26 protein-coding genes and 1 pseudogene are annotated in these 21,329 nt (G+C 63.5%); 16 read left to right on the top strand and 11 right to left on the bottom strand.

All coding sequences use genetic code 11. The annotated features are described in order from the left end of the window. Positions 1–28: 28 nt before the first annotated feature. From V7Q53_RS09150 to V7Q53_RS09135, 4 genes are read right to left on the bottom strand one after another with little or no spacing between them, the layout of a single operon-like run. Entirely contained in the window at positions 29–847 is an 819-nt protein-coding gene (locus V7Q53_RS09150; protein WP_333828234.1) for a carbohydrate ABC transporter permease, read from the bottom strand. Then, positions 844–1,734 (bottom strand): carbohydrate ABC transporter permease, encoded by an 891-nt coding sequence (locus tag V7Q53_RS09145; protein ID WP_333828233.1) that lies wholly within the window; start codon positions 1,732–1,734, stop codon positions 844–846. The genes V7Q53_RS09150 and V7Q53_RS09145 overlap by 4 nt, the downstream gene beginning before the upstream one ends. Beyond that, positions 1,731–2,810, bottom strand: coding sequence for an ABC transporter ATP-binding protein (locus V7Q53_RS09140; RefSeq protein ID WP_333828232.1), 1,080 nt, complete (start codon positions 2,808–2,810; stop codon positions 1,731–1,733). The genes V7Q53_RS09145 and V7Q53_RS09140 overlap by 4 nt, the downstream gene beginning before the upstream one ends. Next, positions 2,807–3,472 (bottom strand): TIGR00725 family protein, encoded by a 666-nt coding sequence (locus V7Q53_RS09135; protein ID WP_333828231.1) that lies wholly within the window; start codon positions 3,470–3,472, stop codon positions 2,807–2,809. Before V7Q53_RS09135 ends, V7Q53_RS09140 begins: the two co-directional genes overlap by 4 nt. Positions 3,473–3,533: 61 nt before the next feature. On the opposite strand from V7Q53_RS09135, the gene V7Q53_RS09130 reads away from it, so the two are divergent. The 6 genes from V7Q53_RS09130 (at position 3,534) to V7Q53_RS09105 (ending at position 8,670) form a co-directional block, all read left to right on the top strand. Beyond that, on the top strand, positions 3,534–4,256 hold the full coding sequence (locus V7Q53_RS09130) for a DeoR/GlpR family DNA-binding transcription regulator (protein WP_333828230.1): 723 nt from the start codon (positions 3,534–3,536) through the stop codon (positions 4,254–4,256). Between the two features lie 110 nt (positions 4,257–4,366). Beyond that, complete coding sequence (locus V7Q53_RS09125; RefSeq protein ID WP_333828229.1) at positions 4,367–4,909, top strand: MarR family winged helix-turn-helix transcriptional regulator; 543 nt, start codon at positions 4,367–4,369, stop codon at positions 4,907–4,909. Beyond that, positions 4,906–5,436 carry a flavin reductase family protein gene (locus V7Q53_RS09120; RefSeq protein ID WP_333828228.1) on the top strand — a complete coding sequence of 177 codons (531 nt, stop codon included), beginning with the start codon at positions 4,906–4,908 and terminating at the stop codon, positions 5,434–5,436. The genes V7Q53_RS09125 and V7Q53_RS09120 overlap by 4 nt, the downstream gene beginning before the upstream one ends. A gap of 22 nt (positions 5,437–5,458) precedes the next feature. Further along, positions 5,459–6,940, top strand: a complete 1,482-nt coding sequence (locus V7Q53_RS09115; RefSeq protein ID WP_333828227.1) for a 4-hydroxyphenylacetate 3-hydroxylase family protein — start codon at positions 5,459–5,461, stop codon at positions 6,938–6,940. Between the two features lie 6 nt (positions 6,941–6,946). Beyond that, complete coding sequence (locus V7Q53_RS09110) at positions 6,947–7,333, top strand: cupin domain-containing protein (RefSeq protein WP_333828226.1); 387 nt, start codon at positions 6,947–6,949, stop codon at positions 7,331–7,333. Further along, positions 7,333–8,670, top strand: a complete 1,338-nt coding sequence (locus V7Q53_RS09105; RefSeq protein ID WP_333828225.1) for an amidase — start codon at positions 7,333–7,335, stop codon at positions 8,668–8,670. Before V7Q53_RS09110 ends, V7Q53_RS09105 begins: the two co-directional genes overlap by 1 nt. Before the next feature lie 23 nt (positions 8,671–8,693). On the opposite strand, the gene V7Q53_RS09100 is transcribed toward V7Q53_RS09105, so the two are convergent. Then, positions 8,694–9,392, bottom strand: coding sequence for a GntR family transcriptional regulator (locus V7Q53_RS09100; RefSeq protein ID WP_333828224.1), 699 nt, complete (start codon positions 9,390–9,392; stop codon positions 8,694–8,696). Between the two features lie 282 nt (positions 9,393–9,674). Between V7Q53_RS09100 and V7Q53_RS09095 the strand changes: the two genes are divergently transcribed. Genes V7Q53_RS09095 through V7Q53_RS09075 form a run of 5 tightly spaced genes read left to right on the top strand, consistent with a single transcriptional unit; the run spans position 9,675 to position 14,292 of the window. Continuing rightward, positions 9,675–10,967, top strand: a complete 1,293-nt coding sequence (locus V7Q53_RS09095; protein WP_333828223.1) for an ABC transporter substrate-binding protein — start codon at positions 9,675–9,677, stop codon at positions 10,965–10,967. A gap of 59 nt (positions 10,968–11,026) precedes the next feature. Next, entirely contained in the window at positions 11,027–11,926 is a 900-nt protein-coding gene (locus tag V7Q53_RS09090) for a branched-chain amino acid ABC transporter permease (RefSeq protein ID WP_333828222.1), read from the top strand. A gap of 1 nt (position 11,927) precedes the next feature. Then, entirely contained in the window at positions 11,928–12,875 is a 948-nt protein-coding gene (locus V7Q53_RS09085) for a branched-chain amino acid ABC transporter permease (RefSeq protein ID WP_333828221.1), read from the top strand. Further along, the gene (locus tag V7Q53_RS09080; protein WP_333828220.1) at positions 12,872–13,630 is read left to right on the top strand and encodes an ABC transporter ATP-binding protein; all 759 of its coding nucleotides are present in this window, start codon (positions 12,872–12,874) and stop codon (positions 13,628–13,630) included. Before V7Q53_RS09085 ends, V7Q53_RS09080 begins: the two co-directional genes overlap by 4 nt. Continuing rightward, positions 13,630–14,292, top strand: coding sequence for an ABC transporter ATP-binding protein (locus V7Q53_RS09075; RefSeq protein ID WP_333828219.1), 663 nt, complete (start codon positions 13,630–13,632; stop codon positions 14,290–14,292). Before V7Q53_RS09080 ends, V7Q53_RS09075 begins: the two co-directional genes overlap by 1 nt. A 34-nt stretch (positions 14,293–14,326) precedes the next feature. On the opposite strand, the gene V7Q53_RS09070 is transcribed toward V7Q53_RS09075, so the two are convergent. Further along, positions 14,327–14,773: an SRPBCC family protein gene (locus V7Q53_RS09070; RefSeq protein WP_333828218.1), complete on the bottom strand. Its 447-nt coding sequence runs from the start codon at positions 14,771–14,773 to the stop codon at positions 14,327–14,329. A gap of 48 nt (positions 14,774–14,821) precedes the next feature. On the opposite strand from V7Q53_RS09070, the gene V7Q53_RS09065 reads away from it, so the two are divergent. Together V7Q53_RS09065 and V7Q53_RS09060 are read left to right on the top strand one after the other, a co-directional pair. After that, positions 14,822–15,229, top strand: a complete 408-nt coding sequence (locus tag V7Q53_RS09065) for an ArsR/SmtB family transcription factor (RefSeq protein WP_333828217.1) — start codon at positions 14,822–14,824, stop codon at positions 15,227–15,229. 95 nt (positions 15,230–15,324) lie between these two features. Continuing rightward, positions 15,325–16,338: a hypothetical protein gene (locus V7Q53_RS09060; protein ID WP_333828216.1), complete on the top strand. Its 1,014-nt coding sequence runs from the start codon at positions 15,325–15,327 to the stop codon at positions 16,336–16,338. Positions 16,339–16,367: 29 nt separating this feature from the next. Here V7Q53_RS09060 and V7Q53_RS09055 read toward each other — a convergent pair whose 3' ends face one another. The 4 genes from V7Q53_RS09055 to V7Q53_RS09040 all read right to left on the bottom strand — a co-directional run bounded on the left by V7Q53_RS09055 (position 16,368) and on the right by V7Q53_RS09040 (position 19,020). Then, on the bottom strand, positions 16,368–17,207 hold the full coding sequence (locus V7Q53_RS09055; protein WP_333828215.1) for an isocitrate lyase/PEP mutase family protein: 840 nt from the start codon (positions 17,205–17,207) through the stop codon (positions 16,368–16,370). Positions 17,208–17,333: 126 nt separating this feature from the next. Continuing rightward, the gene (locus V7Q53_RS09050) at positions 17,334–18,209 is read right to left on the bottom strand and encodes an SRPBCC domain-containing protein (RefSeq protein WP_333828214.1); all 876 of its coding nucleotides are present in this window, start codon (positions 18,207–18,209) and stop codon (positions 17,334–17,336) included. Then, positions 18,206–18,682, bottom strand: a complete 477-nt coding sequence (locus V7Q53_RS09045; protein WP_333828213.1) for an SRPBCC family protein — start codon at positions 18,680–18,682, stop codon at positions 18,206–18,208. Before V7Q53_RS09045 ends, V7Q53_RS09050 begins: the two co-directional genes overlap by 4 nt. After that, positions 18,679–19,020, bottom strand: a complete 342-nt coding sequence (locus tag V7Q53_RS09040) for an ArsR/SmtB family transcription factor (protein WP_333828212.1) — start codon at positions 19,018–19,020, stop codon at positions 18,679–18,681. The genes V7Q53_RS09045 and V7Q53_RS09040 overlap by 4 nt, the downstream gene beginning before the upstream one ends. A gap of 189 nt (positions 19,021–19,209) precedes the next feature. Between V7Q53_RS09040 and V7Q53_RS09035 the strand changes: the two genes are divergently transcribed. Both V7Q53_RS09035 and V7Q53_RS09030 read left to right on the top strand, forming a co-directional pair. Then, positions 19,210–19,602: a GFA family protein gene (locus V7Q53_RS09035; RefSeq protein ID WP_333828211.1), complete on the top strand. Its 393-nt coding sequence runs from the start codon at positions 19,210–19,212 to the stop codon at positions 19,600–19,602. Positions 19,603–19,698: 96 nt separating this feature from the next. Then, a complete protein-coding gene (locus V7Q53_RS09030; protein ID WP_333828210.1) occupies positions 19,699–20,379 on the top strand; it encodes a pentapeptide repeat-containing protein in 681 nt (226 codons plus the stop codon). A 177-nt stretch (positions 20,380–20,556) separates the two neighbouring features. On the opposite strand, the pseudogene V7Q53_RS09025 reads toward V7Q53_RS09030, so the two are convergent. Then, a pseudogene (locus tag V7Q53_RS09025) lies at positions 20,557–20,829 on the bottom strand (integrase core domain-containing protein); the annotation flags it as partial. 67 nt (positions 20,830–20,896) lie between these two features. On the opposite strand from V7Q53_RS09025, the gene V7Q53_RS09020 reads away from it, so the two are divergent. Then, the coding region (locus V7Q53_RS09020; protein WP_333828209.1) for an IS110 family transposase at positions 20,897–21,329 on the top strand (433 nt) is incomplete at its 3' end.

Raw genomic sequence — 21,329 nt, 5'->3', positions numbered from 1 at the left:
CATGCGGCCTCATGTTGATGCTCGGTCCTCATCTCTTCAGTCCCGCCCCGGCAAGGCCCTGCGCGAAGCGGCGCTGCGCCAGCAGGAAGGCAAGGATCAGCGGCGCGGTCACCAGCGTTGCCCCGGCCATCAGCGGGCCGATGTTGTCGCCACTCTCCTGATCGCGGAAATACAGGATGCCGCGTGGCGGCGTGGCCAGCCCGGGGTCGGTGGTGGCGATCAGCGGCCAGAACAGGTCATTCCAGTGCGCGGTGACCGAAAAGATCGAAAAGGCAATTACCGTGGGCATCCCCAGCGGAAACGCCACGCGCCAGGCAATCCCCATCTCGGACATGCCATCGACGCGCGCCGCGTCGATCAGCTCAGCCGGGATCTGCGCGAAGGCCTGCCGCAGAAGGAACAGGCCAAAGGCCGTGGCAATGAACGGCAGGATCAGGCCGGTATAGGTGTTGAGAATGCCCAACCGGCTGAAACCCAGAAAGACGGGTATCGCGGTGACATGGAACGGCACCAGAAGCGCCGCGACAATCGCGCCGAACAGCAACCCCCGCCCCGCAAAGCGCCGGTGCGCCAGCGCATAGGCACAGGGAACGCTGATCGCCAGTTGCAGCACCAGAATGCCCGCCGTCACGATCGCACCATTCAGCAGATAGACCGGAATGGCGGTTTCGGTCAGCGCGTGCCAGTAATTCCCCAGCGTCGGCGCCCGTGGAAGGAGGGTGACATGCGGTGTGAAAATCTCGGCATGTGACTTGAGCGAGACCGAGACCATCCAGACGAAAGGCAGGATCACGATAACCGCGCCAAGGCAGATCAGGCCAAGCGATATCAGCGTTGCGGGTTTCATCGGTAATGCACCCGCCGCTCAACCAGCGCGATCTGGATCGCGGTCAGGACAAGAAGCGCCGCGAAGAACACCACCGTGATGGCACTTGCATAGCCCGCCTTGAAATAGACGAACCCCTCACGATACAGCGCGTAGACAATGGTATCGGATGCGAACGCGGGCCCGCCCTGCGTCATGGTTGCGACCGTCTCGAACACCCGGAAGGCATTGGCAGCGGTGACGATCATCACGAAAAGCGTGGTTGGCCCCAGCATTGGCCAGGTGACGATCCAGAACCTGTCCCAGCCGCTTTCCGCCCCGTCAACCGAGGCGGCGTCATAGAGGGTCGGCGGGATCGCTGCGAGACCGGCAAGAAACAGCACCATGTTGTAGCCGACGCTTTGCCAGACACCGATGCCCGCCAGCGTATACAGGACGATGCCACGATCGCTGAGCCATTGCCGCCCCGGTATGCCAAGCGCCGACAGCCACTGGTTCACCAGCCCCATCGAGGGATGCAGCAGCATCTGCCAGGCGACAGCCATTGCCACCAGCGTCGCCGCCACCGGCAGGAAATAGACCGCCCGCAGCAACGCCGAGACCCGCGGCATGGACCCGGCGATGCCGTGCAGCCCCAGCGCCACCAGAAGCCCCAGACCGACCGAGGCGGGGATGACGATAGCGGCATAGATCAGCGTATTGGTCAGCGCGTTGCGGCCCTGGCGGGAGCCGAAGAGGTCGGCATAGTTCCCGATGCCGACCCATTCAAAGCTGCGGGCACCGAACTGATAATCGGTGAACGACAGCACAAACACCACCGCCACGGGCAGGAAGATGAACAGCACCACTGCCAGCGCGGCGGGCCCGGCAAGAAGAACGTCCGTCAGAATGCGCCGCACCATCCTCACAGCGGCACCCGCCGGCCATCGGTGCCGAAGGCATGCAGCGCCGAAAGCGGAGCCGAAACCCGGACAGCAGCGCCCTGCGGCGGCAAGGCCATGTCGCCGCGCAATACAGCGCGCAGCGCGGTGCCATCCGCGCCTCTCAGGCTCAGGATCGTCTCTTCGCCGTGATAGGCATGGCTTTCGACCCGCACCTCCAGCGTGCCATCAGTGCTGATGCTCAGATCCTCAGGCCGGACACCAAGGTCAAGCTGCGCCCCGGCAGGGTGCAGCGCCGCCGCCGCGCCGCGCGGAAGCATGTTCATCCGGTTGTGCCCGATGAATTCGGCAACCGCGCGCAACAGGGGCCGCTTGTAGATGCTTTCCGGCGTTCCCACCTGAACGATCCGGCCCGCAATCATCACCGCAATCCGGTCGGCCATTGACAGTGCGTCGGACTGATCATGCGTCACCAGCAGGAACGGATAGCCGGTGCTCTTGTGCAGCGCCCGGATCTCATCACGCGTGTCGGCACGCAGCTGGGTATCGAGGTTTGAGAGTGGCTCATCCAGCAGAAAGGCGGAGGGATCACGCACAAGGGCGCGCGCCAGCGCCACCCGCTGCTGCTGCCCGCCGGAAAGCTGGCCGGGTTTGCGCGCCAGCAGCGGGTCCAGCCGCAACATAGCGGCGACCTGACGCACCTTGGCGTCGATCCCGGCCAGCGCGTGCCGGACAGCGGGCCGGACCAGCCCGGCCCCCGGAAGCCGCCCGGCGACAGACAGGCGGCGCAGGCGCAGCGGCATGGCGATATTCTGATAGACCGTCAGATGCGGGTAAAGCGCGTAAGACTGGAACATCAGCGCGACATTACGCGCCGAGGCGGTGTCGGCGGTCACATCGGCCCCCCGCAGCAGAACCCGCCCGGCACTGACCTGCTCCAGCCCGGCAAGCAGACGCAGGGTCGTCGATTTTCCGCAGCCGGAGGCACCCAGAAGCGCCACGAACTCCCCCTCATGCAGGTCAAGCGAAACATCATCGACCGCCACGGCCTCGCCGAAACGGCGGGTGACGTTTTCGAGGCTGAGAACCGGCTGACCTGTCATCTGGAAGAACTCTTACAATCCGGCGCCTGCCCGGCGGCAATGGCGGCGGCGGCCAGCGCCTCCAGCATCAGGCGGATCGCAGCCCCGACGCTGTCGGCATGCTGCACCCCCTCCACCCTTGGCGCATCGCTCAGGCCGATGACGGCCTTGCCAAAGTGCAGCCCATAGGCGACCTCGGTCAGCGTTCCGTAAGAGCCACCCACCGCGATCAGAACCCGGGCGGATTTTGCGATGATCATGTTGCGCGCTTCGCCAAGGCCGGTTGGCAACGGAATGCCGACGAAGGGGTTTGCCTCATCCGGGGTGCTGCCGGGCAGGATGCCGATGGCAAGGCCACCTGCCGCTGATACCCCTTTGCACACGGCCTCCATGACGCCCGAACGCCCGCCACAGATCACCGTCACGCCAAGCACGCCAAGCGCTTCACCAAGCGCCTCTGCCGTTGACACCTGCGCAGCCGTTGCCTCCCGCGGGCCGATGACCCCCACAACCAGATGCCTGAGCGGAAAGCGGCGCGACAGCGCTTTCATCGCCACCTGTGCGCTGACCGGCTGGCCTGTCCCGGCCGGTACCGGTGCATCTGTCCGCCACGCCAGCGGGTCAAGGCGCGCGCCATTGATAAAGACGGTGTCATCGGTTCCGAGGGTGAAGATGTGCGACATTGCAAAGGCGTCCAGAGCCTGTAAGATATCTTACAATCTGGCAGATGAATGACACAGAAATATGACAGCACACCAACCGGGCGCACCCCTTTCGCAGCGACAGGCCGCGATTCTGGAGCGGGTCACGCAGAACGGCTATGTGACGATTGAGGCCTTGGCGGCAGAGTTCGGGGTTTCGGCCCAGACGGTGCGGCGCGATATCATCGCCCTGTCGGACAGTGGCCGCCTTCAGCGGTTTCATGGCGGCGCGGGCCCCGCAGAAGCGATAGAGGCCGCGCGCCTTGACTACAGCGCCAAGCGCGAGATCGGAAAGCCTGCCAAGCTGGCGGTGGCGCGCAAGGCGGCGGCGTTGATCCCGGCGGGTGCGGCCCTCTTTCTGGATGTGGGCACCACGGTTGAGGCCTGCGCGCGCGAACTTGCAAAGCGGCAGGGGTTCACCGTCTTCACCACCTCGATGCGCGCAGCAATGGCTTTCGACCCCGGCAGCCACACGGTTTATGTGCTGGGGGGGCGTCTGGCGGGAAAGGACGGCTCGCTGGTGGGTGAGGATACGGTGCTGAAACTGGCCGCCATCCATCTGGATTTCGCGCTGATCGCCTGTTCGGCGATAGACCCGGCGGGGCGGGTGATGGATTTCGATCTGTCGAAAATCGCGGTGAAGCGCGCCGCAATGGCCGCCTCGGCGCGCGCGTTTCTGCTGTCGACGCGCAGCAAATTCGGGCGCACCGCCTTGGGAAAGATCGCCGATCTGGACGATTTCGCTGCCGTCGTGACGGAAGACTAGCGGCGGGCCTCTGGCCGGCACCCGGCACTGGCCCGTCGAAAATTAGTTTGACAAAATAGCTAGGTTAGTTAATCATTGCTGAAATATCACCAGATCAGCAAGGCGAATCGATGGAGACCGAGCCCCACCCGGACCTGACCGTCAGCCGCGAGGAACTGCTTGTTCAGGGGTCAGATTCCCCCTTCCGCGACATGCTTCATGACATGCTGTCGCTGCTCGCCAGCCTTGAGCATGTCCGCGCCCGGTTCGGGGGCTTCATCGGCCTGACCGGGGTGCAATACACGCTTCTGGTCTCGGTCCGGCAGTTGCAGCGCGAAACGGGCGTAGGGGTCAGGGAGCTTGCCGATCATCTTGGCCTTTCAGCGCCCTTCGTCACCGTTGAGACAACCAAGCTGGTCAAACTGGGTGTGCTGGACAAGGCGCCCAACCCCGATGACATGCGCCGTGTGCGCCTGAGTGTGACCGAGCGGGGCCGTTCGCTGCTGCGCCAGCTTGCCCCCCTTCAGCGTGAGGTCAATGACGCCATCTTTGAGCCGCTCTCGCGCGAAGATTTTGCACGCCAGTGCCAGATCATCCGCGACTTGCGGCGCAGTGCCGAGCGTGCGGTGACCTTGTCTGACTACCTGCTTGATGACAGCGGAAGCCAGCAATGACCGCGCCCACGCCCGCCCCGGATCCGATGGCCCTGCGCCGGGCGCTGGGGCAGTTTCCGACCGGCGTCTGCATCGTGACCACGCGCGTGGAGGATGAACTGCTGGGCATGACGATGAGTTCGTTCAACGCCCTGTCGCTGGACCCGCCGCTGGTGCTGTTCTCGATCGACCGCCGGGCGCGCGGCCTGCCGCAATGGGAACGCGCGGGCAGTTACGCGATCCATGCGCTGGCCGAGACGCAGCGCGCATTGTCAAACCGCTTTGCCCGCCCCGGCCCGAAATGGGAGGGGCTGGACCATGCGCCGGGCCATGGCGGCGCGCCTTTGCTGCATGGCGCTGCCGCCGTCTTTGAATGCGACGCCCATGCGCAGCACGATGGGGGCGACCATGTGCTGTTCATCGCCCGCATCCACCGCTTTACCGCCCATCCCGAACGCCGCCCGCTGGTTTTTGCGCAGGGGCGCTATGCCGGGCTTGACCGCCCGCACGAGGCGCCGCCGCTCTGGCCGCTGGACATCCATTACTGATTCCCCCCACAGGAGAACGAAAATGCTGAAGACCGGAAAGGATCACGTCGCCTCGTTGCGCGATGGCCGCGAGATTCATATTGACGGTGGCCGCGTCGATGATGTGACAACGCACCCCGCCTTCCGCCGCGTGGTGGAGTCGGTGGCGGGGCTTTATGACTTCCAGTCGCGCCCTGAAAACATCGAGATGATGACCTTTGACACCGGCTCAGGTGAGCGGGCGAACCGGATCTGGCAACTGCCGCGCAGCCATGCCGAGCTGGTTGAGCGCCGTCAAGCGCTGGTTGCCTGGACAGAGCTGCACGGCGGGTTTCTGGGCCGTGCACCCGATCATGTCGCCTCGTGCATTTCGGGGATGGTCATGGGCCTGCCGGCCTTTCAGGAGCATGACCCGGTGCGCGCCGGAGCGCTTGAGGCCTATTACCGCCATGCGCGCGATAACGAGCTGTATCTGACCTATGTCATCATCAACCCGCAGGCCGACCGCTCAAAAGCCGCGCATGAACAGGCCGATCCGTTCCTGACAGCCGGGGTGGTCGATCAGGACAGCGAGGGGCTGACAATCCGGGGTGCCAAGATGCTGGCCACCGGCGGGATCGTTGCCAACGAGGTGTTTGTTACCTGCATCCAGCCGTTGCGCGAGGGCGAAGAGCGCTATGCGATCTCGTTCGCCATTCCGATGAACACGAAGGGTCTGAAGATCCTGTCGCGCAAAAGCTATGAGGGTGCGGCATCGAGCGTGTTCGATTACCCGCTGGCCTCGCGCTTTGATGAAAACGATGCCGTGCTCTATTTCGACGATGTGAAGGTTCCGTGGGACCGGGTGTTCGTCAATCAGGACATCCGCATGACGGCGGCGCAGTTTCACGCCACCCCGGCGCATGTTTACCAGAACTATCAGGCCCAGATCCGCCTGATGGTAAAAATGCGCTTTCTTACCGGCATCGCCCGCAAGATTGCTGAAACCAATGGCATCATCAACTTCCCCCCGGTGCGCGAAACGCTGGGTCAGTTGTCGGCGCAGTGCACGATGGTCGATGCGCTGGTGCATTCGATGGAGGTCAAAGGCAGCCTGCGCAACGGCTATTTCGTCCCTGATCCGGCCACGCTCTATGCCGCGCAGGTGCTGACGCAGCAAAGCTACAATGACTTCATCGGCAAGTTGCGCGATCTGGCGGGCGGCGGGCTGATCATGCTCCCCTCTTCCGTCGCCGATTTCGCCGACCCCGAAACCCGCGCCCTGATCGCCAAGACCCAGCAATCACCGACCACCGATTCCGAGGGCCGGGTGAAGTTCTTCAAGCTGGCGTGGGATGCGATCGGATCGGAATTCGCCTCGCGCCACACGCAGTATGAGATGTTCTATGCCGGCGCGACCTTTGTTACCAAGAACCACGCCTTCCGCACCTTTGACTGGGATGGCTCGGTAGGTTTGGTTGACCGCATGCTGGACAGCTATACGCTGGAAGATGATCTGGCAGCCCTGAAACACGCAGCGGAGTGAACGGATATGGCCATCGACAAGGAACACAAGGAATTTCACGCCATCGACATGGGCAGCGAGGGCTGGCACACGCCCCCCGGCTACCCTGAGGGCATCGAGCAGAAATTCCTCGCCGGGTATCTGGATGAGGAAGGCAAGACAGGTAACCGCACCCGCCTTCTGCGCTTCGCGCCCGGGATCTTTACAACCGCGCCCTTCGTGCATGACTATTGGGAAGAGGTTTATCTGGTTTCAGGTGACCTGACGGTGGGCAACGATGCCAACGGGCAGGGCGGCGAGAAATTTGCGCCGAACACCTATGCCTGTCGCCCGCCGGGGGCATGGCACGGGCCGTTCAAATCCGAGGGCGGATGCGTGCTGCTGGAAATTCACTATTACGATCAGGACAAGTGATGGAAACCATCAGCGAACTGGCACGGCAGCTGGAAGCGGGGGAAACGACGGCTCTGGCGCTGGCGACAGCCTGTATGGAGCGCATTCTGGACCCCGCCGGTGAAGGCGCGCGCGCCTTCACCATGATCGACCCTGACCGCAGCTTCGCGCAGGCCCGTCTGAGCGATGAGGCGCGCGCGCGCGGCGAGGCATTGCCGCCGCTGGCGGGGATACCGCTGTCGGTCAAGGCCCTGTTCGATATCGAGGGCAAGGTTACGCATGCCGGTTCGCGCGTTCTGGCCAAAGCGCCGCCCGCGCGCAGCGATGCAACATCGGTCGCGCGGTTGCGGGCGGCGGGGGCGGTGGTGATGGGCCATACCAACATGACCGAGTTCGCCTATTCCGGGTTGGGCATGAACCCCCATTACGGCACACCCGGCAACCCTGCTGATCGCAGCCGCATTCCCGGCGGGTCAACCTCGGGCGGGGCGGTTTCGGTGGCGGATGGCATGGCGGCGGGGGCACTTGGCACCGATACCGGCGGTTCCTGCCGCATTCCGGCGGCCTTTTGCGGGATGACCGGGTTCAAGCCCACGGCGCGGCGCATCCCTGCACAAGGCACCTTCCCGCTGTCCGTCACGCTTGATTCAATCGGTTCGGTTGCGCGCAGCGTGGAATGCGTGGCGCTTCTGGACGCAGTACTGGCGGGCGAACCTGTGCCCGCACCCGAAGCCACAGACCTTGCGGGCCTGACCTTTGCGGTGCTGGAAAACTACGTCACCGACGGTATCGACGCCGAGGTCGCCGCTGCCTATGAGGCTGCGCTGGCAACGCTCACGGCGGCGGGCGCGCATCTGGTGCCGCTGCACCTGCCTGACCTTGGCCGCCTGCCCGAACTCAACGCGCGCGGTGGCATTGTCGCGGCCGAGGCGCTGGCCGTGCACCGCGATATGCTGGACTCGCTTGGCGCGCTCTATGACCCGCGCGTCGCCAGCCGCATCCTGAAGGGCGAAACACAGATGCCGGGCGAGCTGGCCGCGCTGCTGGCTGAGCGTCAGGCGATGATCACGCGCGCCGATGCTGCTACCGCGCCCTTTGCCGCCGTGCTGATGCCCACGGTGCCGATCACCGCACCGCGCATCGCCGATCTGGACGCCGATGAGGCGCTCTATGGCAAGATCAACCTGCTGTGCCTGCGCAACCCGACCGTTGCCAACCTGCTGGACCGCTGCGCAATCTCACTGCCGCTGCCCGTGGATGGTCTTCCGGTCGGCCTCAGTCTGATGGGGGAAACCCTTCAGGACCGGGTGCTGCTGGCGGTTGCGCGCGGGGTCGAAAAGGCGCTGGCCCGGGCGTAAGGCCCCGGAGCCGGGTTGCGGGATCAGTTGCGGCCGATCTGATTGGCCAGATTGCGGCTGAAGGCGTTGATATGCTCGCGCATCGCCTTTTCGGCGGCGTCAGCGTCGCGGTTGCGGATACCCTCCACAATCGCCGCATGCTGTTCGCAGACGCGGATGTTGTGGTCGGGCGCGCGCAGCGACAGAAACCAGAAGCGCAGCGACCGGTCATGCAGATTGCTCAGAAATTCTGTCAGGATCGCATTGCGCGATGCGCCGCTGAGCAGGCGGTGAAATTCGCGGTCAAAATCAATCATATCAACCAGCGCGCCACGCCGCGCCGCAGACCACGTGGCATCAATATTCGCGGCCATGCGCTCAACATCAGCCGGGGCGGCGCGTTCGGCGGCCCAGCGGGCGGCCTGCCCCTCGTTCAGCATGCGCATTTCGACGATCTCGATGAAATCGTTCATGCTGACCGGCGAAACCACCACGCCCTTGCGCGGCATCACCTCTACCAACCCGTCAACGGCCAGCCGGTCAATCGCCTGTATAACCGGGGTGCGCCCCAGGTTGAGGGCATTCGCCAGATCGGTGACGGTGACCGCTTCACCCGGCCGCAATTCGCAGCGCACGATCTGCTGCTTGATCGCCTCATAGGCCTGATCGCGCAGCGAGGGGCGACGTCCCCGCAGGGAATTTATTTCGGCGGCATCTGCGCCATAAGGTTCTCCGCCCGGCAACTTTGTTCCCCCAATACTGGCAGCTCCGTGATGTCTTACGCCAGATCGGCGCGGCGCGATAGAACCGGCGCGATCAGGGTCATTTCAAGCTGCATGACTTTTGACCGATGTGCAACGAATCTGCGTTCGGAATGCTCATCCGGGCGGCACCTGCGGGCGGAAACGGGCAGGTGCTGGTATCGTTCTTGACGTTACTCAAGATAATATGCTTGTGATATGTTACAGGAAGATCAATCTTGATTCCCGACAAAATGCTCATCCACCGCACAGGGAGTGCCCGTCATGAGAACCCCGAAGATTTTGTCCGTCGCCCTTGCGGCGACTCTCGCGCTTGCCGGCACGGCCCCGGCGCAAGACCGGCCTGCCGCGCTGGGTGTCGGCGTCTTCACTTTCCTTTCGGGCCCCGCTGCGGCTTACGGCATGCCCGGGCGTCAGGGCGCCGAGCTGATCGTTGAGCAGATCAACGCCGCTGGCGGCATTGGCGGCGTGCCGGTTGAACCGATCTATGTTGACGAGGCGCAGGGTGCGCAGGGTGTCATCTCGGAATATCGCCGTCTGGCGGAAAGCGGGTCGGTTGCGGCGATGATCGCCGCGCTTTCCTCGGGGAATTGTCTGGCGCTGGCGCCGGTGGCCGAACAGCTTGAAATGCCCACGCTGGCGTGGAACTGCGACACCCACCAACTGCTGCTGGACGGCGCATCAAGCTATTACTACCGCCCCAACGGCAACACGATTCCTGAATTTATGGCCTATGCGCTGTATTTCCTTGCCGAAAACCCCGATGTGCGCCGGGTTGCGATCATCAACCCCGATTATGCTTTTGGCCATGATGCCGCCGCCATCGTCCGCGCCACGCTTCAGGCCATCAACCCAGATATCGAGGTTGTCGCCGAACTGTTCCCCCGGCTTGGCTCCTCCACCTTCCAGACCGAGATCTCGCGCCTGTCGTCGGCGCGGCCCGATGTGATCTTCTCAAACCTCTGGGGTGCCGATCTGGAGAATTTCGCCCGTCAGGCCATGCCGCGCGGCCTGTTCCAACAAAGCACCATGGTTCTGGCGCTGGGTGAGACGATCCTGCAGCGCGTTGATCTGCCCGAAGGCACGATCATCGGTGTGCTTGGCGATGGCTACTGGCGTTCGCCCGAGGCTGTTGAAATCGGCCGCGCCGCCGGTTTTGCCGAGGCCTACCGCGCCCGCTACAGCGAAGACCCGGTCTTCCCGACCATGAAGATGGTCAACGCCTTCCTTGTGCTGAAGGCTGCCTATGACCGCGCCATCGCCGACAATGGCGGCGCCTGGCCGGATGCTGCTGCGCTGACCGCCGCGCTGGAGGGGCTGAGCGTTGAAACGATGACCGGCACCATCACCTTCCGCGAGGATAACGACGCGCCGGTTGACCAGATTGTCGGCCGTGTGGGGCGGGCTGAAGGGGTGGACGGTCTGGTGATGACCGACATGGTGCGCTTTGACGGCAACACGCTGATGCCGCCGCTGGGCACTGACCCCATCGCCTGGATCGGCTCGCTCGACGATGCATTCTTCGCGCCCTTCCTGTCCCCCGCCACCGGCCAATAAGCAACGGGCTGCCCGGCTTTTCATAGGCCGGGCAGCCGCCGAACGCCGGGAGGAAACCCATGTTCCAGAACTTTATACCGCTGATCGTCGATGCGCTGGCCAATGCCGCGATCATCTTCTTCGTAGCCTTCGGCCTGACGCTGGTGTTCAGCGTTCTGCGCATCCTCAATGTGGCGCATGGCAGCTTCTATTCCATCGGTGCCTATGTCGCGGCCAGTGCCGGGCTGTGGATTGTCGGCGCCGGGGGCAACCCCTGGCTGACCTTTCCGTCGCTGCTGATCTCGGCCGCGCTGGTGGCGGCGCTGTTCGGCCCGCTTGTTGAGAAAACGCTGATCCGCTGGACCTATGGGCGCGGTGAGGCGGTGCAGATTCTGGTGACTTTCGCGTTGTTCCTGATCCTTGAAGACCTTCAGCGACTGGTGTTCGGCGTCTCCTCACTTTACGCCGACACGCCGATGTCCTTGCTGGGGATCAGCGAAATCGGCGGCATCATCTATCTGAACTATCAGCTGCTGCTGATCGCGCTGGCCGTGGTCGCATTGCTTGGTACCCGCATCTTCATCCGCCACACCCGGACCGGCCGCCTTCTGGCCGTGGTGGTTGCCGACCGCGAGATTTCAGAGGCGATGGGCATCAACACCAGCCGCATCTTCACGCTTGCCTTCAGCATCGGCGTGTTTCTGGCCGCGCTGGGTGGCGCCATGGCCACACCAACCACCGGAATCGCGCCGGGCCTTGGGGCTGAAACCATGGTGCTGGCCTTTGCCGTCGCCGCTATCGGCGGGCTGGGGCAGATCGAGGGTGCGGCACTGGCGGCAATCATCGTCGCCTTCGTGCGCGTGCTGGCGATCTATTACTTCCCCGCGCTGGATGCCGTTGCCCCCTATATCGTCATGCTGCTGGTTCTGCTGGTGCGCCCCTACGGGCTGTTCGGCAAACCCGCGACGCGGAGGATCTGATATGTCCAAGGCCCTTATCGCCCTGATTGCCGCCGTGGTCGTGCTGGCCGCAATGCCGTATTTCTTTCCCACCACGCGCTTCATGCTGACGCTGGCCATCGCCAAGGGTTTCGCCGCACTGGGTGTTGCCCTTCTGCTGCGCGCCGGGCTGATTTCGCTGGGCCATGCCATGTATTTCGGCCTTGGCGCCTATGCAGTGGCGTTTATGGGCACAAAGCTGGGAATCACCGATTTCTTTGCGGGCATTCTGGCGGCCATCGTTGTTTCTGCACTGGCCGGGCTGGCGTTTGGCGCGTTTCTGGTGCGCTACCGGGCGATCTTTTTCGCCATGCTCAACCTTGCCGTTTCGATGGTGCTGTTTGCGCTGTTCTCAAAGCTTTATGGCCTGACCGGCGGCACGGATGGGCTGCGCGTGGCGGTGCCCAGTGTGCTGGGGTGGGAGCCTTCGCGCCAGCAGTTCGACGGCTTCCTTTACGCCGCCTGCCTTGTGATGATGCTGCTGGCAGGCTGGCTGGGGCACCGCTATCTGAAAAGCCCGCTCGGGCAGGCGCTGTCCGCGATCCACAGCAACGAGCTGCGGCTGGAATATCTGGGCGTCTCGGCCTGGGCCACGCTTCTGTCGGCCTATACGGTTTCGGCGGTGCTTGCGGGTATCGGCGGCGCGCTGGCGGCGATGGCGGTGGGGCATGTGCTGCCCGAATACATGTACTGGACGCAATCCGGCCATCTGGTTCTGACGGCAGTGCTGGGCGGTTTCAGCGCGGTTGCCGGGCCCTTCATCGGCGCAATCGCACTTGAAAGCATCCATACCCTTGCTGTCGGTTATGCGGCTGATGCCTGGAACCTGATTGTCGGTGTCGCGCTTCTGGGCGTGATCTTCTTCCTGCCGCGCGGGATCGTCGGGTTGGTCCGGCGGCGCGCGGCGGCACAAAGCGAGGGTGCATTGTGAGCCAGACCCAGACACCCCCGCTGCTGCAAGCCAGCGATCTTGAAATCGCCTTTGGCGGCGTTCGCGCGGCCGATGGCGTGAACCTGACGGTGAATGCCGGTGAATTCGTCGCCATTATCGGCCCGAACGGATCAGGCAAGACCACGTTTCTGAACATCTGCACCGGCTATCTGAAACCGACGCGGGGCACCGTGCGGCTGGAGGGACGCGACATCACCCACCTGCCGCCGCGCACCATAGCCCGGCAGGGCATTGCCCGCGCCTTCCAGATCCCGCAGCTTTTCACCGATCATACCCTGATCGACAATCTGATGCTGTCGATCGCGGCGCGGCGCGGTATCTGGCAGGCGCTCAGGCCGCTTGACCGCCCGGAATACCGCGCCGAGGCGATGGAGCTGCTGCAGCTTCTGGGGCTTGAGAAAAGTGCCGGGGCGATGACCGGCACGCTTCCCGAAGGTCTGCGCAAGCTGGCCGACATCACGCTGGCCTTTGCCCTGAACCCCCGGCTTCTGGTGCTGGATGAACCGACATCGGGTGTCTCGTCGATTGAGCGGTTCGAGATCATGGAAACGCTGATGCGCGCGGCCCGTCAGCGCGGGCTGTCAGCGCTGTTCGTCGAGCATGACATGGAGATTGTCGAAAAATACGCCGACCGGGTTGTTGTCTGGAACGCCGGGTCGGTCATGGCCGAGGGGCGCCCGGCAGAGGTTCTGAAAGACCCGCGGGTCATTGAAAGCGTGGTCGGGGTGGCATGATGCTGGATATCGAACATCTGAAGGTCGAAATCGCCGGTATCGAGGTTTTGCGCGATGTCTCATTCAGCCTTGTGCCGGGCAAGGCCACAGTGCTGATCGGGCGCAACGGCGCGGGCAAAACCACGACGCTGCGGGCCATCATGGGGCTGTTGCCGTGGAAATCCGGCTCGGTGCGCATCAACGGCACCGAACTGGCCAGCCTGCCCGCCCATGCGCGCGCCGGGCATGGCATCGGCTACGCGCCTGAGGACCGGCGCCTGATCGCTGATTTCTCGGTCGAGGAGAATATCCTTGTTCCGGCGCTGGCACTGAAGCTCTCCGCGCCGGAACGCAAGCGACGGCTGGAGGAAATCTATGCCCTGCTGCCGCAGCTGGCGACGATGCGTCAGCGGCCCGGGGGCGGCGTTTCCGGCGGGCAGGGCAAGATGGTGGCACTGGGCCGCGCGCTGATGGTGGCCGAGCGGGTGTTACTGCTGGATGAACCGTTTCAGGGCCTCGCCCCGGCACTGGCGCTGGAATACTCGCGCACGCTGGCCGCGCTGCATGAGCAAAAGCGCAACATCGCCATTCTGGTCACCGAATCCAGCCCGCATCTGCTGAAGGCAATCGCCGACCAGACCCTGCATATCGAGCGCGGCGCGATGCAGGCGGTCGGGGTATGAGCGGGCCGTATCGGCGGGGCCGCGACGGGTAGGGTTACCTATAGAACCCGTCGCGCAGATTGATGCCGTGCTCCAGCCAGGCCTTCATCGCGCACAGCATTCCGGTCCAGCCTTCGCAGTTGCCAAAGCATGAGCGCAGCCCGGCCTCGGTTTCGGGCCAGCCGTATTCGCTGATCCGCACAAGGGTGCGGCCATCGTCGAGCGCCTGAAAGGTCATGGTGACGGTGGTCCAGGTGGCCAGGTCGCCATCGGCCTCCCATTGCAGGATGATCCGCTCATTCGGCACCACCTCCTGCACCTGTACCGGAAAGGCACCCGGGAAATCGTGGAAATCCCACGTCACCTCTGCCCCGGCAATCAACCGCCCCTTCGCGCCGCCGGTGGTGAAGTATTGAGACAGTTTGTCCGGGCTCACCACGGCCTCGAACACCTCTTCCACGGGCTTTGCAATGCGCCCGGCCACCGTGAATTTCAGTTCCATTGTGCGAATCCTCTTTGCTTCCCGGTGATTATGTTATAAAAATATAACATGTCAACCGAAGACAGATATGACGCGCTTTTCAAGGCGCTTGGCCACCGGGTCCGCAGGCAGATGCTGGACCTGCTGAAAGACGGACCCCGGACAACGGGCGCCCTGTGCGACGCCCTGCCAAAGAGCGACCGCTGCACGGTGATGCAGCATCTGAAGGCGCTTGAAAAAGCGCAGTTGATTATGGTTGAGCGGCGCGGGCGGGAACGCTGGAACCATCTTGATGCGCTACCGATCCACGAGATCCAGCAACGCTGGATTGGACCTTACGCCACCCATGCGGTCACCCTTTTGGCGCAACTCAAGGAAACGGGAGCGGCTGAGGCCCAGCCTGCCGCTGACGACGGCGCACAGAATGCGACCGACAGTTCCCGGCTTCCTGATCAGTCAACCGAAGACCTGCCATGAGCTGAGCAAGGTTTTCTACGCATGCCAGACTGCCCGGCAGAACCGCGCTGCGCATGCCCCGGCGCAGATAAAGCCAACGCAAGAAGGATTTTCCGATGACAATCAGCATACGACCCGCCCGACTTTCGGATCTTGACGCGCTCTGCGGGCTTTTGCTGGCGGATGCCAGGGAAAGGCAGGCGAAGGACAGCGCCTTATGGCGGCTGGCGGACGACCCGCGCGAGAAGATCCGCGCGGTGGTCAAAGCCGCGATGGAGAATGAAAACCCACCGTTCCGGCAGCAATGGCTGATCGCGCAGGCCGGTGGTGCCATTGTCGGGGTGGCACATTCCATTTTACTGCCGGTGCCGCCCATTTATGCCGGTGAATCCGGCCCGCCGGGGCTGATCATGGAAGATTGTTTCGTCGCGCCCGGTGCCCCCGGCGAAACCCGGGCAGCGCTGCTGGATGCCGCCGAGGCTGATCTGGTGAAGGCGGGCGCGCGGATACTTCTGGCCTCGTCGCAGGTCGGCGGGGCGTGGGAAACTGCGTATGCTGCGCGCGGCTATGAACCGCTCACACTGTATTTCGCCAGGACAGGCCTCAGCCCCGAAAACACCCCCACCGATGTGCGCAAGGCAACCGCCGACGACGTGCCCGCCATCGTCGCTTCAAGCGCGGTGAACAGACAGGTTCTGTTCGCCCTTCACAGGTTCTGGAAGCCGCATGCCGATGCCTACAGCCGCTTCGGGGCATGGATGACCCGCAGCCTGACCCTGAGCGACCGTGACATGTTCGTCCCGGGGGCGGGCGACACGCCTAAGAGCTATGCCATTTCGCAACCGGCGACCCCGCTACACTTCCCCGCGCCGCACGACATTTCGCGCATCGGGGTCATTGATGACTTCTATCATGACGCCTTTGCAGACCCGGAACGCCTGAGCGCTGACGCCAGTGATGCTGCGGCGCTTTTCGCGGCGGCAGAAGCAGCGCGCGCGCGGCGCGGGAACGATGCAGTGCTGGTTGTCTGCCCCGCCGCATGGCAATCGAAAATCGACCTGCTCAAAAGCGCGGGCTACAGCAATGCCATCACCTGGTTCATCCGGATGCCAGAACAGCAAACGGCCTGAGCGTGGCACCGGATGAAAAGCCCGTGCCTTCAGCTGGTGCTTCGCCCTGAGCGCGACATGAGGTCTGCGATGACACCTGCGGGCAGTGCGTCGGTGGCGTAGTCGAAGGTGCCGGTGCTTCTGACCTCTTCGGCAGCGCGCATCAGCGCCCCAAGCGCCGCCCGCGCGAACGAGCCACCGACGCTTACGCGGCGCACACCCGCCTCCGAAAGCTCTGCAACGGAGTAGCGCGGCCCTCTCAGCCCCATAACCACGTTCACCGGCTTGTCCACCGCCGCGCAAAGGGTTCGGATTGCCTCCAGATCCGGCAAGCCGGGCGCATACAGAACATCCGCCCCGGCGGCGGAAAAAGCCTGAAGCCGCCTGATCGTGTCATCCAGATCAGGCTTGTCCCACAGGAAGTTCTCAGACCTTGCCGTCAGAAGAAATGGCAGGCCCCGCGCGGCCTCGGCGGCTGCCTGAACACGTTCTACCGACTGGGCGAAATCATAAATGGGGTTGGCAGGATCGCCCGTCGCATCCTCGATGGAGCCGCCGACCAGACCGACCCCACAGGCCAGACGGATCGTTTCAGCGCAGGTTTCCGGAGCGGCGCCAAAGCCGTCCTCCAGATCAGCCGATACGGGCAGATCAGTGGCGGCGACGATCTCGGCCGCGTTGTCCAGAATTTCCGCGCGCTCAAGGCTGGCAAAGGAATCCAGCTTGCCTTTGGAAAAGGCATATCCGGCGCTGGTGGTTGCAAGCGCCTCGAACCCGAGGCTCGAAAGCAGGCGCGCCGACCCGGCATCCCACGGGTTGGGAATGACAAACGCGCGCTCACCGGCATGAAGGGCTTTCATGCGCTCGAATTTTGCCTGTTGATCCTGCATGCGTAACTCCGGAAGGGGTTGTGCGGCGATCATAGCGGATGAGAACATAAAGGAAACAGTGAATCGGTCGCGATCCCTGTCAGCCTCTTCCGGCCCGCCGCAGTGAAATCCGCAACCCGCGCCCTTTCACCCGGCGCCAACAAAGTGCGCGAGCTTGCCCAGCGTCTGCAGCCCCAGCGCTTCGGCGCCAAAACCTCTGGCTTCCTGAAATTCGGCCGCTGTGCTGAACACCATGCCCAACGTTACCTTTGTGGCGCCTTCCTCCTCCTCGAACATGGCCCAGGCATCGGCATGTTTCGGCCCGCTCTCACCCCAGTTCAGGGCGTAGCTGAGCCGGTCTTCGGTGCGGACCTCGCCATACTGATGGTGGTTCGGAAAGACGGTGCCATCGGGTGCGATCATGTCGAAAACCCATTCGCCGCCGGTCCGCAGGTCAATCCGGGTGGTTCGGCAGGAAAATCCCTCAGGCCCCCACCATTGCGGCAGGGTTTCCGGGTTCATCCAGGCGCTCCAGACCACCCGTCGCGGCGCCCTGATCACACGCTCCAGCACCATCGTCCGCGCAGCGACATCCGCCAGATTGTCCAGCCCCGCGCCAAATTCCTGCCGGTAGTCCGCCGCCATATCCACGGCCAGCGAAGAAAGCTGAACGCTTACCACCAACCGGCTGCCCGCGCCGGTGCTGGCGAAATCCGCGGTCACCAGCGCCGCCGACTGCGGTATCTCTTCAGCGGAGATCACCTCGTAGTTCACGCTGCGCCGCGCAGGCTCAAGCGCCAGCCAGCCACACTCACAGCGTATGTCTGGCTGCCCCTCCACCTTGCAAAGCGAGACCTCGCGCCCGCCCACTTTGGTATCGGCCTCCAGAAACTCCACGGTGACCGAGGGTGTGGGCGCCGCCCAGACCGCCCGCGCGGCGGGAGCCGTCCATGCCTGCCAGAGGGTGGCAACCGGCACCGCTACATCCCGCTCAAAAACCAGCGTCGCGCAGCCGCCGCTCATGGCATCAGGCCCTTGGCATAGGCTTCCAGCTGGGTCGCCACGGTGCCCCAGCCATCGAAAAAGCCCATATCCTCATGCGCCTTCCGGCTGTCAGGATTTCGGTGGCGGGCGATCGCGGTGTAGGTGGTGCCACCGCCGGGCGCGTCCGAGAAGAGCAGGATCGCGGTCATGAACGGCTCAGGCGCCGGTTTCCAGCCTTCGCTGTAGGCATCGGTAAAGACCAGCTTTTCGCCCGCCACCACCTCAAGATAGACGCCGCGATTGTCGATCAGCGTGCCGTCCACATCGAAGCCGGTGTTGAACCGCCCGCCGACCTTCAGGTCAATGTCCACCGACGTTATCTTATGCGGTGCGGGAATGAAGAAATGCGGGATGTGTTCAGGCTTCGTCCAGCATTCCCAGATCAGTTGCCGGGGCACGGCGAGCGTGCGGGTGAAGCTCAGGTCCGTGGCGGGGTCCAGTTCGGGTTTCATTTCTCGCGCTCCTCCATCAGGGTCATCACGTAGTCATCCAGCCGATCCAGCCGCGCCTCCCAAAGCGCCCGCTGCTCATCCAGCCATGTCCGCATCGGCACCAGCGCCTCTGGCACAATGGCGCAGGTTCGCACCCGCCCGTCCTTGGACGTGGCGATCAGCCCGGCCTCTTCCAGCACGGAAAGGTGCCGCATGACCGTCGGCAGCCGCAGCCCTGTCGGGTTGGCCAGCTCGGTCACCGGCGCAGGCCCCCGGGCCAGGCGCGCCAGGACAGCGCGCCGCGTTGGGTCTGCCAAAGCGTGAAAGAGAAGCGAAAGGTCGGGTTCATGCTTAGCCATAAAGCTAACTATACCTGAAACCGATTTCATGGCAAGAAAAACTTAGCCAACCGGCGAAGTTTCTCCATTGCGCCGTCAGAACACCTCCCGGTGGCGGCCTTGAGGAAAGCCACGCAGCAAGCGGCACATCCCTCCTTGCCGCGATGCGGGTTCGCTGGCAAAATTGCATGAGGGCTGAAAGGGCAAAACATGGAGCGATACACCGGCGGTTGCCTGTGCGGCAGCGTTCGCATCGTGGCGACGGGGCAACCCAACAGGGTCGGCCTTTGCCACTGTCTTGATTGCCGCAAGCATCATGGCGCTCTGTTCCATGCCTCGGCCATTTTCCCACAGGACGCGGTGACAATCGAAGGCGAGCTGCGCAGCTACGCGGGGCGGTTCTTCTGCCCGCAATGCGGATCGTCGGTTTTCGGGCGCAGCGACGATGAGATCGAAGTGAACCTCGGCGCGCTGGACGCCCCTGACCAGTTTCTGCCGACCTATGAGCTCTGGACGATCCGCCGGGAAACGTGGCTGCCGCCGTTCCCGCTTGAAAGACGATATGCGCGCGATCAGGACGACAAGGGACGCTTTGAAGGCTAGCTGGATTCAGGCATGGGCCCGCATCTTCCGCAGCCTGCTAGTCACATCAGCGCATGCGAATCTTGTGCACCTCCAACCGCTCTGCGAATGACGGGCATGACATCAGAAATCACCCTTTCCGACCATAAGCCCGCCGGTGGCGAGATCGAGCGCCTCAGCGGGAAAGGGCCGGTCACGCTGCTGAACTGCGATCTGGAAGGTTTGAATCTGGCAGACCTTGACCTGACAGGCTGGTGTTTTGAGCGCTGCAATCTCAGATCCTGTTCGTTCAACCGCGCCATGCTCGAAGGAGCTTCGTTCAAAGCCTGCCGGGCTGCCGAATCCAGCTTCGTCGGCGCCGCGATGCTGGAGGCGGTGATCGACGGCGGCGACTTCAGCAACACCAATTTCCGGGGCGCCAGACTGACCGACGCCAAAATCCTGCGCTGCAAGATGACGGGCGCTGATCTCTCGGATGTGCAGGCCATCGGGCTTGTGCTGGAGGAGGTTTTGCTGGTTCTTGCGGTTCTGCCGAAGCTCTCATTCCGGGAGATGACGCTGAAGCACGTCGATTTCAGCGAGGCGGATATGAGGGCCTGCGATTTCCGGGATGCGGTTTTCGAGGAATGCTCTTTGCGCGATGCCCATCTCGCGGAATGCCGGTTTGAGAATGCCGACCTGCGCGGTGCGGATCTGGGTGGCGTGAAACTGACTGAGGCACGGCGCTTCAGAGGAGCGATCATTTCCAGACGGCAGGCGGCAGACCTGCTCGGCCAACTGGGGCTGCGCGTTCTCTGATCAGCCGGAAAGGGGCCAAGGCCTCACCGTGAATCGAAGGGCATCCCGCAACCCTTCTTGCAGACGCTGCAGCCTAATCATGTCCCGTTCACGCTGCCCCCCGGATGCCCGGGTCGTTCCAGGATTGAATCGAAACCGGATCGGGATTTACTCTGTCTATGACGTTGCCCCCAACTTTTATCCAGCGTGAGGGAGACTCTGGGTTTGAGTTTTGCCCATTAGGGCGGTTTTGGCAACGGGGGCTGGCGCGGAGCTTTGCGGGTTGCGCAGCGTCAGGCCCCGGTGCGGGGTGAAGGTTTCGGCGAACGCGGCAGGCGTCTGCCAGCCAAGGCGCGAGTGGGGTCGTTCGGTGTTGTAGTCCGTGCGCCAGGCGGCCAGCGTGACGCGGGCATGGTTCAGGGACGGGAAGAGCGTCTCGTTCAGCAGCTCGTCCCGCAGCCGGCCGTTGATGGGGAAGACGGCCCCGCTCCTGAGAAGGGACCGTATGCTGGTCCTACTTTGCAGAAGGAGCAATCCCATGAACCCAGCCACCGTGGGCCTTGATCTGGCCAAGAACGTATTTCACGTCCATGTCGCCGACGCGTCCGGCAGAACACTCGACAGCAAGCGGCTTTCGCGTCGTGAGCTTTTGCCTTTCTTCGAGTCACTGCCCTCTTGCCTGATCGGTATCGAGGCGTGTGCGACTGCCCACAACTGGGCACGTCAGTTGCAGAGGCTCGGCCATGACGTGCGCCTCATTCCTCCAGGTTACGTCAAACCCTTCGTGCGGCGGGGGGCGAAGAACGACGCCACGGATGCGGCCGCCATTTGTGAAGCGGTGACCCGTCCCAACATGCGCTTTGTCCCGGTCAAATTGCGCGAGGACCAGGCATTTCTGATGCTGCACAGAGCCCGGGGGATTCTGGTCCGACAGAGAACGATGGCAGCTTGTGCATTCCGAGCGCATTTGG

The sequence above is a fragment of the Pararhodobacter sp. genome (assembly GCF_036802785.1).
Taxonomy (GTDB): domain Bacteria; phylum Pseudomonadota; class Alphaproteobacteria; order Rhodobacterales; family Rhodobacteraceae; genus Pararhodobacter.
Note: the sequence above shows the minus strand (reverse complement) of the source record. Positions and strands in the feature narration are given on the sequence as shown.

Coding starts and splice junctions, on each gene's coding strand:
- V7Q53_RS09120 (WP_333828228.1), top strand. CDS start 4,906: ATGACCGCGCCCACGCCCGCCCCGGATCCGATGGCCCTGCGCCGGGCG.
- V7Q53_RS09035 (WP_333828211.1), top strand. CDS start 19,210: ATGGAGCGATACACCGGCGGTTGCCTGTGCGGCAGCGTTCGCATCGTG.
- V7Q53_RS09060 (WP_333828216.1), top strand. CDS start 15,325: ATGACAATCAGCATACGACCCGCCCGACTTTCGGATCTTGACGCGCTC.
- V7Q53_RS09130 (WP_333828230.1), top strand. CDS start 3,534: ATGACAGCACACCAACCGGGCGCACCCCTTTCGCAGCGACAGGCCGCG.
- V7Q53_RS09070 (WP_333828218.1), bottom strand. CDS start 14,773: ATGGAACTGAAATTCACGGTGGCCGGGCGCATTGCAAAGCCCGTGGAA.
- V7Q53_RS09140 (WP_333828232.1), bottom strand. CDS start 2,810: ATGACAGGTCAGCCGGTTCTCAGCCTCGAAAACGTCACCCGCCGTTTC.
- V7Q53_RS09135 (WP_333828231.1), bottom strand. CDS start 3,472: ATGTCGCACATCTTCACCCTCGGAACCGATGACACCGTCTTTATCAAT.
- V7Q53_RS09040 (WP_333828212.1), bottom strand. CDS start 19,020: ATGGCTAAGCATGAACCCGACCTTTCGCTTCTCTTTCACGCTTTGGCA.
- V7Q53_RS09110 (WP_333828226.1), top strand. CDS start 6,947: ATGGCCATCGACAAGGAACACAAGGAATTTCACGCCATCGACATGGGC.
- V7Q53_RS09090 (WP_333828222.1), top strand. CDS start 11,027: ATGTTCCAGAACTTTATACCGCTGATCGTCGATGCGCTGGCCAATGCC.
- V7Q53_RS09105 (WP_333828225.1), top strand. CDS start 7,333: ATGGAAACCATCAGCGAACTGGCACGGCAGCTGGAAGCGGGGGAAACG.
- V7Q53_RS09065 (WP_333828217.1), top strand. CDS start 14,822: ATGTCAACCGAAGACAGATATGACGCGCTTTTCAAGGCGCTTGGCCAC.
- V7Q53_RS09085 (WP_333828221.1), top strand. CDS start 11,928: ATGTCCAAGGCCCTTATCGCCCTGATTGCCGCCGTGGTCGTGCTGGCC.
- V7Q53_RS09150 (WP_333828234.1), bottom strand. CDS start 847: ATGAAACCCGCAACGCTGATATCGCTTGGCCTGATCTGCCTTGGCGCG.
- V7Q53_RS09095 (WP_333828223.1), top strand. CDS start 9,675: ATGAGAACCCCGAAGATTTTGTCCGTCGCCCTTGCGGCGACTCTCGCG.
- V7Q53_RS09055 (WP_333828215.1), bottom strand. CDS start 17,207: ATGCAGGATCAACAGGCAAAATTCGAGCGCATGAAAGCCCTTCATGCC.
- V7Q53_RS09075 (WP_333828219.1), top strand. CDS start 13,630: ATGCTGGATATCGAACATCTGAAGGTCGAAATCGCCGGTATCGAGGTT.
- V7Q53_RS09125 (WP_333828229.1), top strand. CDS start 4,367: ATGGAGACCGAGCCCCACCCGGACCTGACCGTCAGCCGCGAGGAACTG.
- V7Q53_RS09045 (WP_333828213.1), bottom strand. CDS start 18,682: ATGAAACCCGAACTGGACCCCGCCACGGACCTGAGCTTCACCCGCACG.
- V7Q53_RS09050 (WP_333828214.1), bottom strand. CDS start 18,209: ATGAGCGGCGGCTGCGCGACGCTGGTTTTTGAGCGGGATGTAGCGGTG.
- V7Q53_RS09030 (WP_333828210.1), top strand. CDS start 19,699: ATGACATCAGAAATCACCCTTTCCGACCATAAGCCCGCCGGTGGCGAG.
- V7Q53_RS09115 (WP_333828227.1), top strand. CDS start 5,459: ATGCTGAAGACCGGAAAGGATCACGTCGCCTCGTTGCGCGATGGCCGC.